The following is a 12,145-nucleotide window of genomic DNA, read 5'->3' as shown; positions in this document are numbered from 1 at the left end:
TGCATTATGACTGAAGAAGCACAGATCCAGGAAGCCGGTTCTGCTGGCGTGAACGAGCTGGAAGATTTCTCTGCGATTTTGAAATCGACCATTAACCCCACGACCGAAGTGGCTGAAAAGTCCATCGACAGCGCGCTGTCCACGGTGGTGCAGGAAGCAGTAAAAGGTCAGGCGCTGATCGACGATGACGTGATCGACACGATCCAGTCGATGATCGCGGGTCTGGACCGTCAGCTGAGCAGTCAGATTAATGAAATCCTGCACAATGAAGAATTCCAGGCGTTGGAATCTTCTTGGCGCGGTCTGGCTTATACCCTGAACAATTCCGAAACAGGCGCGAGCCTGCAAGTGGAGGTCCTGAACGCCTCCAAGAAGGAATTGAGCAGCATGATGAAGCGGTATCCGGGTGCCAAATGGGACCGGTCGCCGCTGTATCGTCAAGTCTACGAGCGTAAGATCGGTACTCTCGGTGGGGCACCGATGGGGGCTATCGTTGGGGATTATTACTTCGATCACTCCTCAGCCGATGTGGCACTTCTAAGCTCGGTCTCTAAAATCGCCGAAGCCTCTCTGGCGCCTTTCCTGGCTTCTGCCGCTCCGCGCCTGCTGGGTTTGGAGAGCTGGAATGAAATCTCTAATCCGCCGGATGTTGAGGATCTCTTCACCGCATCGGATTATGCCGGTTGGAACTCTTTGCGTGACAGCGAAAACGCACGTTTCCTTGGTCTGACGCTGCCTCGCGTTTTGGCGCGTGAACCCTATGGTCCCGACAGCACAATGACCGTGGAAGAGTTCAACTTCACCGAAGAGACCGACGGTCATGGTGGTGAGAAATACGCATGGATGAATGCGGCCCACGCGATGGCTGTGAACATCAACCGGGCGTTCAAGGAACACGGTTGGACCGTGCGTATCCGCGGTGTGCAGTCGGGTGGAGAAGTCACACAGCTGCCGACCCACCTGTTTGACACCGGTTCGGGTGAAAACGATCTGAAATGCCCGACCGAAGTGTCGATTGATGACCGTCGTGAAGGCGAGCTGTCGAAGGTTGGTCTTTTGGGGCTGATCCATCGCCAGAACACGGACAAAGCTGTGTTTCTGGGCGGTCAGTCGCTTTACAAGCCGAAGAAATACACCGATCCGCTTGCAACCGCGTCTGACAACATGTCGTCGCGTCTGCCCTATATGTTTGCGGTGTCGCGCTTCAGCCATTACCTGAAGGCGATGATCCGCGATCAGATCGGATCCAGCGCAGATAAAGATCAGATCCGCCAAAACCTTCAGGTCTGGATCGATCAGTATGTCACCCTCAACCCTGAAAACGCTGATGAGCGTGAGAAGGCAAGCAAACCGCTGGCCGAAGCCAAGGTTGAGGTTGTCGAGGATGAACTGAATCCGGGGTATTACACCGGGAAGTTCTTCCTTAAACCGCACTTCCAGATGGAAGGCATGGATATCGGGATGAGCCTGGTATCTAAAATCCCGCCACCGAAATAATCGGTTGGCCCTACGCGTTTCGTAACTAAGGAGACAGATGAATGGCTGTCGATATTTTCCTGAAATTGGATAAAATTAAAGGCGAGTCGGTTGACGACAAGCATGCGGGTGCGATTGATATCACCCAGTGGTCCTGGGGCATGACCCAGTCCGGTACCACCCACCTCGGCCCGGGCGGTGGTTCCGGCAAGGTGAATGTACAGGACTTGACCCTCACCAAATACGTGGACATGGCGACGCACGACCTGCTGAAGCATTGCGCCACCGGTACCCACATCGCCGAAGGTGAACTGATCGTACGTAAAGCAGGGGCAACCCCGCTCGAGTATATCAAGATCAAGATGCATGAAATCATGATCTCTTCTTACTCCACCGGTGGTTCCGGCGATGGCATGGACCGCGTCATGGAAACCGTAACGCTGAACTTCGCAAAATACGAAGTTACCTACGCGTCCCAGAAGAAAGACGGCTCCAAAGGCCCAGAAGGCAAAGCCGGCTTCGACATCGCAAAGAACATTCCGGTTTAAACCGGATACAGCGTGGGCGGCAGAGAGTTCCTTGCCGCCCACCGTTCCCTATTTTGATACTGCACCCTTATGGCAAGCCTTGCTTCCGATTCCGTGAACAGCCGCCGCCGCCGATCCCGACGCGTTCACGAACGGTCGCGAGTGGCGGTTTTTGACGTTTTCCGTCATTCTTTTGAAGATGGGGACAGAAATACGGGTGTTCACAATTTACAAAAGCCGGAAACCAAGGACTGCACTCGCTCCAATGCCCGCCGCGTTGGCGTCAGCGAAGACGAATTACGTGCCCATGTGAAGGCGCATCTTGAAACCTTGATGAACACAGTTCGCCTTGATGCCGTGACAGACCTGGGAGAGCACCCGAATGTGGCACGTTCAGTGCTGAACTACGGGTTTCGTGATCTCTCAGACCTCAGTCGACCAGAGCTTCTGGCGCAGGACATCAGCCAATCCATAAAGCAGTCCCTGCGTGATCATGAACCTCGGCTTGTAGACGACAGTATCGAAGTCAAAATCCAAACATCGGGTAGCGATGCGGCCCAGCGAGTTGGTTTACACGTGATGGCCGAGCTGATCGCTGATCCCGCCGACATCCCTGTGGATTATGAAGCGGATATCGACGTTGGAAGCGGTAAAGTCATTCTCCAGTCGCAGGGCCGGTAATAGACTATGAAAATCGCTTTTAAAAACGCCTATGAACGTGAACTGGCGCTTCTGAAAGAGCGCGCTGCGCAGTTTTCGGATGATTTCCCTGATCTTGCTGAGCGCCTTGGCGGTCTCTTGGAGGAGAATCTCGATCCTTCGATCCAGGGATTGCTGGAAGGGTCTGCCCTTATGGCCGCGCGGGTCCAGCTGAACATTGATCAGCAGTACAGAACGTTTTCGCGCGAACTCCTTGAACAAATCTGCCCGGACGCCACCGCGCCTTTGCCCTCTGCGATGTTGGTGCGGATGCGACCCTATGGCAAACCAGAGGAATTGGCCGCAGGGCGCCGATTTGATGCCGGTGAATATTTGGAGGCGTCCTTCAGCAATGGAGACCGCCGGGTCAATTGCCGTTTTCGTTTGGCCGAGCCTGTAGAGATTTGGCCGCTTGAGATTTCAAAGGCCGCGTTCCACGCGTCGCCTGCTATGATGTCGTCTATGCTTGGCGAGCGCGGGCGACTTCGCGACGGTGACACTCGCAGCACATCCGCAGGCATCAGCCTGACATTGGGACGGACTGATGGCGGCTCAATGGCAAGCCTGCAAGCCGACAGCCTGCCGATCCATTTTCTTGGCGCGGTTCCCGAGGCGATGGCACTCTATGAACTGATGTTTTCCGGCCTGATCCGCGTGACACTGTGCTGGGAAAATGATTTTGGCGATCCGGTGTACCGTATGGTTTCTCCTGCGGAAATGATTGAACAAATCGGGTTTGACCATCCTTTTCCCCTGTTCGAACGCGACGAAAGATTGTTTCCCGGTTTTGCCACTCTGTTGGAGTATTTTGCCTTTCCGCGTAAGTTCCTGGGGCTTCGATTGAAGGGCATGCGCGAATGGTTGCGGGGGATTAAAACCAGTTCCGTTCAGATGATTTTTGAATTCGATCACGGTGATAGCAGGCTGGAAAGCCACTTCTCTACAGACAGTCTTGGCTTGTACTGCGCGCCGGCAGTCAACCTTTTTGAAGATGATGCAAAGCCGATCGCGGTGGATCAGAAAGCTCATGAGTTTCTGGTGAGCCCCAATCGAACTCCGATAAATAACTATGAAATTCAGCGGGTCATTTCGGTGACTGCGCAGAGCAAAGGTCAGCGCGAGCGTCGTAATGCCTTGCCCCTTTATGCGCTGCCCACAGGGGGACAGGACACTCGTCAGGCGATTTACTACACCACCGAGCGCAGACGCCGTCGGTTGTCTCGCCAAGAGCGGAATATCGGAGGCACCAGATTCCGCTACGAGGGAACCGAAACCTGGCTGACCTTTTACGAGCCGGAAGACGGCGTATCGGCCCATCAGCTTTTTGTGCGCACATTGTGCTCAAACCGACATTTGCCGGAAGTCCTGCCAATGCGGGAATCTCCGTTTTCCCTGCTGGAAGACCGCAGTGTAATTTTTGACGTCGTGGCAGGGCCGACGGCTCCACGAGAGGCCGTGGCAGAACTCGAGGCTGAAGGGCCGCAACGCACGCGCTCCGGCGACAATTACTGGCGTCTTTTGTCGCTCTTGTCTGTGAGTTATCGTGGCTTTGTTGGCGCGGATGGGCGAGGGAATGTAGAGGCGCTCCGTGAGGTTTTGCGCCTGTTTAGTGATGTATCTCAGCAGGTTACGGAAAGTCAGATCAATGGCATAACGGCCCTGTCCGCATGTCCCGTTACCCGCACTGTCAAAAGGTTTGGTGGCTATCTCCCGGCCCGAGGGTTGGAGGTGCGGATCTGTTTTGATGAAAAGGTTTTTGACCGCGGGGCGATTATGGTGTTGTCAGCGGTTCTGGATCGGTTCCTGGCCGATTATGCCGGTGTCAATACATTCACTCAATGTCTGGCCTGTGACCAGAAAGGTGAGGTGCTGACACGGTGGCCTCCCCGTGGTGGTTCGGGGCCACTCCTGTGAGTGCGTCAACGGACCCCAAGCTGGAGCAACGCCGAGGGTTCGGTTTCCTCGCACTGATGCGCTGGCTCGAACGGCGCGCCGATGCGAAACCCCGCGTCGGGCAGAGCCGTCGTGTCCATGAAGACATTGCCGATGTTGGCCAAGATCCCTTTTTGGGTTTCCCCGATGGCGACCTTTCCGAGGTTGACCTGAGCGCCCCCCGCCCCAAGGTTCGGCCGCGCTTCATGGGCTTTTTTGGACCTTTTGGCGCGTTGCCTTTGGCAATGACCCGAGAGGCGAAACGGTGGCAGGATAATGGCCAGCCAGGATTTACCCGTTTTGCGGATATATTTGCTGCGCGCTTTATCCAGTTGTTTTATCGCAGTTGGTCAGACGCACGACCGATTACGCAATTCGACCATCCGAGCGGTGGTGATTTCCCGGATCATCTGCGTTCATTGACCGGAGATGCGGGAGCCGTGCACCGCGGTCTTGGCGCGGTCGATGATACTGTCCGGCTGCGCTATACCGGCCTTCAAATGGGACGCGTGCGCTCGCCTGTGCGGTTGCAACAGATCCTGCGGGCGCATTTTCAGGTCGATGTGGAGATCGAAGAATTTGCAGCCTCTTGGCTGAACTTCGCCCCCGAAGACTTATCAAGCCTTGGTTTCAATTGTACGCGACTGGGTGAGGACGCAAAGCTCGGCAGCAGTATGGCGACAACCGAAGAAAAGGCGATCATACACATTCGTTGCACAGAGCTGACCACATACCGCGCTTTCTTGCCGGGACGGGCACGCCACAGCGAACTTACGGATTTGGTGATGGGCTACACGGGGCAGTTTTTTGCCTTTGAGGTCCGCTTGTGGTTGCCACGATCAGAGCTTCGGGAGGCGCAGCTTGGGATTTCAACTGAAGTTGGTTGGATGGCCGTGCTGTCAGAGCCAATTTCGACTGCGCCATTCGGCAGTTGGGCGCAAATGTGCAGCTATCAAATTGATTTTAATGACATTCAGCGCCCTTTTTAGAGCAAATTTATTCGGGAGGCAGACACAATGGCTGCAGAAATTCAGGTCGAAACATACGTCGGAAAGCTGAACCGATCCGGGCATGATGCGTTTTTCAACGCGATGCGTCAGGCGCGAGGAGAGGGGCACCGCCACGTGGATGTATTGCATTGGCTTTATCATGTGGTGTCTTTGAAGGACTCGGACGTATCCTGCACCTTACGGGGGCTGAAACTTGACCGGGCGGCAGTGCTGACGGAGCTGACACAATCGTTGTCGCGCCTTGAAAAGAACGTCACAGAGATGCCCGTGATATCTGACACCTTGTCCAAGGCGTTCACCAACGGTTGGGTCTATGCCACCTTGTTGTTCGGTGAGGTCCAGATCCGCACCGGCCATATTCTTGTGGCTCTCTTGTCTAATTCCGAAAGCCGACGGGTGCTCGCGGCGATCTCAAAGACGCTTGCGATGCTTTCTGCTGAAACCTTGGCCAAAGAAGCCCGCAGCCTTTGGCGGGACAGTGAAGAGGAAAACCAAACGCCGGTTGAAGGCTCTGGCCTTTCGGCGAGTGAAGGGGAAGAGGGTCCTGGCGCTTCGACTGCGTTGGGACGTTTTGCCAAGGATATGACTGCGGCAGCTGAAACAATGGATCCGATCGTTGGCCGTGACGAAGAAATCCGCCAGATCGTTGATGTATTGCTGCGCCGACGCCAGAACAACCCGATCCTGACCGGTGAGGCAGGTGTGGGGAAAACCGCGGTGGTCGAAGGCTTTGCGCAACGTCTGGCTGCAGGTGATGTGCCGCCGAAACTGCGCAGCACCAAGCTGTTCGAACTGGATATCCAGGCTATGCAAGCCGGAGCGTCAATGAAGGGTGAGTTCGAACAACGGCTCAAGTCGGTGATCGACGAAGTCCAGTCGTCGCCTACTCCGATCATTCTGTTCATCGACGAGGCACACACTTTGATTGGGGCAGGGGGGCAAGCAGGCACTGGCGATGCGGCCAACCTGCTGAAACCGGCTCTGGCACGGGGAACCCTGCGCACGATTGCGGCGACCACTTGGGCCGAATATCGTAACTACTTTGAAAAAGATCCGGCGCTGACCCGTCGATTCCAGCCAGTAAATGTGGATGAACCGGACGTAAAGCTCTGTTGTACAATGCTGCGTGGTATCCTTGGCGCAATGGAAAAACACCATGGTGTACGCATAGCAGATGAGGCAATTGTCTCCGCTGTGTCTCTGTCGGCGCGCTACATCCCAGCGCGCCAGTTGCCGGACAAGGCGGTGTCGCTGCTGGATACGGCATGTGCCCGTGTGGCGGTCAGCCAGTCAGCACTGCCTGCACGGATTGCGGATCTGCAGCAGGACATCAGTGCGCTAGAGACAGAGATCGAAGCAAAGCACGCTGAGCGCGAGCTGGGCACCTCCAATGAGGCGCGCATCGCCGAAGCAGAAGCTGAAAAAGCCGCGCTGAATGAGGAGTTGATCAATCTGCGCGGTACCTATGAGGCGGAAAAAGAACTGGTTGAGGAAATCCTTGCCCTTCGCAGCGCTATGGGTGGTGAAGACGAAGGCGGACCTGGTACCCACGATCTTCTGCTCAAGAAAATGGCGCAGCTTGAAGGCGCAAACCCGGATGACCGTATGGTCTATGCCCATGTGGACTCGCAGTCCGTTGCCTCGGTGATCTCGGATTGGACCGGTATTCCTGTGGGGCGCATGGTGCAGGACGAGCTGTCTGCCGTACTAACCTTGTCGGATCGCCTTCAAGAGCGGGTGATTGGTCAGGATCACGGGCTGGCGACGATTGCGAAACGGATCGAAACCTCGCGCGCGGGTCTTGCGAATCCTGACAAGCCGATTGGGGTGTTTATGCTTTGTGGCCCGTCCGGTGTTGGTAAGACCGAAACCGCTCTGGCGCTGGCTGAAACGCTCTATGGCGGCGAGCAGAACATTATCACCATCAACATGTCTGAATTCCAGGAGGCGCATTCTGTGTCGCTGCTGAAAGGCGCGCCTCCCGGCTATGTCGGTTACGGAGAAGGTGGTCGCCTGACTGAGGCAGTGCGGCGCAAACCCTATTCTGTTGTGCTTTTGGACGAGATTGAAAAAGCACACCCGGACATACATGAGTTGTTCTTCCAGGTCTTTGACAAGGGTATAATGGAGGACGGCAACGGGCGGCCGATCAATTTTAAGAATACTCTGATCCTGCTGACCTCTAATGTTGGTACTGATGTCATTATGGAAATGGCCGATGAGGGTAATACCAAACCGGACGTCGACGAGCTGGCAGCAGCGCTGAAGCCGTTCCAGTTGGATGTTTTCCCGCCGGCGTTGCTTGGTCGTATTGTGTCGATCCCCTATTTCCCGCTGGGCAGCGCGGCGCTGGCAGAGATCACCAAGCTCAAGTTGCGTTCGGTTGCAAAACGGTTGCGAGCAAGCCACGAGGCAGAGCTGGTCTATGGTCAGGATGTGCTGGATTACATTACTGAGCAATGCCGCGATCCTGACAGCGGGGGCCGGATGATCGACAACATCATTACCAATTCGATTCTGCCGGAACTGTCACGTCATGTTCTGGAGCGTATGGTCGCAGGTGAAGAGTTCGAGCGCGTTAAAGTTACCCGTGGCGATCAGGGGTTTATGTATCAGTTTGGCAAGGCGACAGAGTTGGCCCAGGAAATCTGAACGACTGACACAGGCTTTGGCGCCGCTCCACTTTCGAGCGGAGTGGCGAAGAATAGAGCGAAAATTGAACGACGTCTGACAAGGTCGTTGTTCGAATATGGAGAGCTGAGGATCCGCGTGTGAAGCGGGTCCTGAGTGTCTTGCGCGTCGCGCATCTGGTGGGCTGTGCTATATTACCCCAGCCCGTGTAACTGGAGCGTCTTTGAAGATTTAGCAGGCGTTCCAACAGACCTTTGACGCAACTGACCAGATGGGGACACACAAGCGCCTCTGAAAAGATCAGGGCGGTTCATAGCTTTTGTCGGCTTAGAAAAAGCCATTCTTCAATGGCAATGTCGCGGCTCCTATTGCCGAGGTTTCGCCTTTTATTTGCGAAGGGACCATGCGGGGTGTCGCGCGTATTACCCCGTGCCGGGGGCTGCCGTAAAAATTCAACCTTTCAATCAAGGCCAGCGCCAGTTTGGGAGGGATCTGGCCGCCAAAGACCACCACTTCCGGATCAACCACTGAATTGAGCACATTGACCGCACGGCTGGCATGCGGGGCCACACGAGTGAGCCATGCCTCTACGCCAGGCCAGTTCATATCAAATGTTTCGGACAACTCAGAAATGCTCCGGACATGCACACCGTTTTCGTTCAGCATTTCAAGAAGGCTACGTAAGCGTGGTCGGTCGGCGTGTTCTTCGGGCGTAAAAATCCCGCTGATTTCTCCTGCGTTGCCAAAGCGCCCCGTCAGTAGTTCTCCATCGACGATCAAGCCGGCGCCAAACCCATAGTTAAAGGACATGTAGACGAAGTTTGAAACGCTGCGGCCTACCCCCAGCATGCGTTCACAAAGCGCGCCTGTGTTTGAGCCGTTCTCAGCCCAGACTGGCAATGAAAACCGGTCTGCCAGCATAGGCTCTAGTTGATGTTTTGACCATTCTAGCAAAGGTTCGGGTGGATTGAAGCGGGACCCTTCGACCCGAAATCCGGCAATCGAGAAACCGATGCCAAAGAGCCTGTCACGCGGCGTGTTCGTTTGTACAAGCAAGGCTTCAATACAACGGTCAATTTCCGCGAGTGCTTCGGCCATACTCAGCCCGTCGATTCTGAGCGCTTTGGTTGTAAACGAGCCCGCAAAGTCCATCAGCGTTACACCAGCACTGTCGGTGTCTATACTGATCCCAAGCGTCGCGGCAAAGTCCGGATTCAGGCGTAGCTGAGGGCTGGGTTTTCCCTTGTAGCTAGGCGGTTCCAGTGGCCCGACCAAAAGGGTGCCACGCTGTTCCAGTGCGGTGACTATCCGATGGATTGACTGCTGAGTCAGGTCGAGTTGTCCCTGCAACGCGCTGCGCGACACACCTGGCGTTCGCCAGATTTCGGACATCACGCGGCGTTCATTCGGGCTGGCCGCTCGCATCTCATCTCGCAAAAAACGTTTGGGAACAAGTCTGAACGGGTCAAAGATCTGCGCTTTCATACATCCCCTATAAGGCGCGTGCGGGTGTTTTGGCTATAAAAAATCCCGTGTAAAGTTATTGTCACACTTAAAGAGTAATAGCGGATCTCATAGCGAAATGCACTTCAACCACTTCCTGAGGGTCCAATGAAATTCTTCTTCACTGCAGCGATGACGCTAGCGATTGCCCTACCAGCATCAACTGGTGTCGCCGCGGATATCGAATTCTGGTACGGCAACACCGGTCGTCCTGAAGAGGCGATCCAGAGTGCCTGTGCCGACTTCAATGCTTCGCAAAAAGCACACAATGTGACCTGCGTTGGTCAAGGCGGGTATGAAGTCGGCATGCAAAAGGCCATCGCGGCTTACCGCTCTGGCGAACATCCCGTTCTGATTCAGTTTTTTGACGCTGGAACCTTGGACCTTATGCTGTCGGACGCTGTTTTGCCCGTGTCAGACATCCTGCCAGACGTAGACTGGAGCGACTATAATACCGGCGCGCGCGGTTATTATGAGACGTCGACGGGTGCGCTCTTTTCGCAGCCTTACAATGGCTCGACTTTGGTCTTCTATGCCAACAAGGAAATCTTGGCTGAAGCCGGGATTACCGACGTTCCACAGACCTTTGAAGCGGTCATCGAAACGGCACGCATGTTGAAAGACGCAGGCGTCGATTGCCCATTCACCACAGATGCGCACCCTTGGCGGGTGCTGGAACAATTTGCTGCGCGCCATGGCACAGCCATTGCTAGTCAGAACAACGGTTATGGCGGGCTTGATGCGGAATACACGATCAACAGCGGTTTGGTCGCACAGCACATGAAGAACCTTGCCCAATGGCGCAAAGAAGGACTGGTGCGCCTGAGCCAGGACACCAAAGCCGGTAAATATACCGCCGCATTTAATGGCGGTGAATGTGCTATGATGGAAAGCTCCACCGGCGCCTATGGTGGGGCATTTGCAGCCCTTGGCGACAAAGTCGCGCTGACCCTCGCCCCGATGTATGAGGGATACGAGCGTCACAACACTCTGATTGGCGGTGGTTCGATCTGGGTTATGAAGGGCCATGACGCCGACGAGATCGACGCTGCAAAGGCGCTCCTGGATTTCCTTCGCCAGGACGAGCAGCAAATCGAGTTCACCCGTATGACCGGTTATATGCCCGTCACGATGTCCGCTTTGAACACGCTGGTTGAGCAAGGCAAAAACAAAGAGCTGGAATTCGCCACCGCCGAATTGGGTGTGGCGTCGCTGAACATGCCAGGCACCGCAGCAAGCCGTGGCATTCGCCTAGGCTTCTATGTCCAATTCCGAGACATTTTCAAAGAAGAGACGCAAAAGGCCTTTAATGGCGATCAGACGATGCAGGAAGCACTCGATCACTCTGTGACCCGAGGCAACGCGCTTCTGCGCCGATTTGCGCAAACCTATTCCGGCGCGACGCTTCCGTAATTGATGGGTGGCGTCGGCGGATCACCCCCGTGCGCCACCTTTTCATCCCTTCTTTGATGGACTGAGAGCCATATGAACCATGCATTTTTTTCCGGCCGTTTGAGCTATGCGATGCTTGTCGCGCCAATTTTGTTCTTGCTGTTTATGTTCTTCTACGTGCCTGTTGGGCTGGCTTTCTTCTGGTCACTGTTTTTGGAACGGCCTTTTGGAGGTGGATCGGAATTCGTCGGATTGCAGAACTTTCAACGAGTTCTATCGGATCCCGAATTATGGGAGGCGGCACGGCGCACGCTTGTCTTTATGATCGTCGCGCCTGGTTTGGCAATTGCACTGTCTTTGGTGTTGGCACTGGCCGCAGATCGGGGAATGCGTTTCAGTCAAACGGCGAGAAACATCATCATTTGGCCAAAGGCCATCGCGGGTGCCTCCATCGGTGTTGTATTTGTCTTTATCTTCAATCCGTTCCTTGGCGTGTTTTCACCCATGAATGAGATGTTCCCAGGTATATGGACCCCCCGGATCGATGGCACTGATGCCTTTGTGACAATCGTGATTGCGCAAGTTTGGAACGGCATCCCGTTCAACTTTGTTATTCTGCTTTCCGGCCTGCAGACCCTCCCCGATACTCTGACAAAGGCAGCTGCGATGGACGGAGCAGGGCCGTGGCGACGGATATGGAACATCCAGCTTCCACTTTTGACACCGCAGATCTTCTTGGTCTTTGTGCTGGAATTTGTTGGTGCCGTGGTCGAGGTCTTTGGATTGATTGACACGATGACCGAAGGCGGTCCCGGAGGGGCAACAACGCTTTTGATTTACAAGATCTATGTCGACGGGTTCAAAGCGTATGATCTTTCTGGTGCTGCGACGCAGACTGTTATTTTGATGCTCATCGTCGTCGCAATGGTCCTTTTGCAGTTCCGTCTCGAACGCAATGTAAAATACGAGCGGTAA

Annotated in this window: 9 protein-coding genes; 8 read left to right on the top strand and 1 reads right to left on the bottom strand. The window is 54.9% G+C overall.

From position 1 onward, the window contains the following. The first annotated feature begins 6 nt into the window (after positions 1-6). From tssC to tssH, 6 genes are all read left to right on the top strand, one after another. On the top strand, positions 7-1,497 hold the full coding sequence (tssC, locus tag ACXAEW_RS03475; protein WP_474940003.1) for a type VI secretion system contractile sheath large subunit: 1,491 nt from the start codon (positions 7-9) through the stop codon (positions 1,495-1,497). A gap of 41 nt (positions 1,498-1,538) precedes the next feature. Further along, positions 1,539-2,024, top strand: a complete 486-nt coding sequence (locus ACXAEW_RS03470) for an Hcp family type VI secretion system effector (protein ID WP_474940002.1) — start codon at positions 1,539-1,541, stop codon at positions 2,022-2,024. Positions 2,025-2,165: 141 nt separating this feature from the next. Continuing rightward, positions 2,166-2,684, top strand: a complete 519-nt coding sequence (gene tssE / locus ACXAEW_RS03465) for a type VI secretion system baseplate subunit TssE (protein WP_474940001.1) — start codon at positions 2,166-2,168, stop codon at positions 2,682-2,684. A 6-nt stretch (positions 2,685-2,690) separates the two neighbouring features. Further along, positions 2,691-4,616 (top strand): type VI secretion system baseplate subunit TssF, encoded by a 1,926-nt coding sequence (gene tssF, locus ACXAEW_RS03460; protein WP_474940000.1) that lies wholly within the window; start codon positions 2,691-2,693, stop codon positions 4,614-4,616. Beyond that, entirely contained in the window at positions 4,613-5,623 is a 1,011-nt protein-coding gene (gene tssG / locus ACXAEW_RS03455) for a type VI secretion system baseplate subunit TssG (protein WP_474939999.1), read from the top strand. Before tssF ends, tssG begins: the two co-directional genes overlap by 4 nt. A 27-nt stretch (positions 5,624-5,650) precedes the next feature. Beyond that, positions 5,651-8,296 carry a type VI secretion system ATPase TssH gene (gene tssH / locus ACXAEW_RS03450; protein ID WP_474939998.1) on the top strand — a complete coding sequence of 882 codons (2,646 nt, stop codon included), beginning with the start codon at positions 5,651-5,653 and terminating at the stop codon, positions 8,294-8,296. A gap of 306 nt (positions 8,297-8,602) precedes the next feature. Here the strand turns inward: tssH and ACXAEW_RS03445 are convergent, their stop codons facing one another. Further along, entirely contained in the window at positions 8,603-9,373 is a 771-nt protein-coding gene (locus ACXAEW_RS03445; RefSeq protein WP_474939997.1) for an ROK family protein, read from the bottom strand. A gap of 513 nt (positions 9,374-9,886) precedes the next feature. On the opposite strand from ACXAEW_RS03445, the gene ACXAEW_RS03440 reads away from it, so the two are divergent. After that, positions 9,887-11,191, top strand: coding sequence for an extracellular solute-binding protein (locus tag ACXAEW_RS03440; protein WP_474939996.1), 1,305 nt, complete (start codon positions 9,887-9,889; stop codon positions 11,189-11,191). 72 nt (positions 11,192-11,263) lie between these two features. Further along, on the top strand, positions 11,264-12,145 hold the full coding sequence (locus tag ACXAEW_RS03435; RefSeq protein WP_474939995.1) for a carbohydrate ABC transporter permease: 882 nt from the start codon (positions 11,264-11,266) through the stop codon (positions 12,143-12,145).

Source organism: Epibacterium sp. ABZ3_068 (genome assembly GCF_056159265.1).
This window is presented reverse-complemented; position numbering and strand designations above follow the sequence as displayed.

Bases quoted from the DNA above. Each gene is read 5' to 3' on its own strand.
- tssC (WP_474940003.1), top strand. From the start codon at position 7: ATGACTGAAGAAGCACAGATCCAGGAAGCCGGTTCTGCTGGCGTGAAC.
- ACXAEW_RS03470 (WP_474940002.1), top strand. From the start codon at position 1,539: ATGGCTGTCGATATTTTCCTGAAATTGGATAAAATTAAAGGCGAGTCG.
- tssF (WP_474940000.1), top strand. From the start codon at position 2,691: ATGAAAATCGCTTTTAAAAACGCCTATGAACGTGAACTGGCGCTTCTG.
- tssH (WP_474939998.1), top strand. From the start codon at position 5,651: ATGGCTGCAGAAATTCAGGTCGAAACATACGTCGGAAAGCTGAACCGA.
- ACXAEW_RS03445 (WP_474939997.1), bottom strand. From the start codon at position 9,373: ATGGCCGAAGCACTCGCGGAAATTGACCGTTGTATTGAAGCCTTGCTT.
- ACXAEW_RS03440 (WP_474939996.1), top strand. From the start codon at position 9,887: ATGAAATTCTTCTTCACTGCAGCGATGACGCTAGCGATTGCCCTACCA.
- ACXAEW_RS03435 (WP_474939995.1), top strand. From the start codon at position 11,264: ATGAACCATGCATTTTTTTCCGGCCGTTTGAGCTATGCGATGCTTGTC.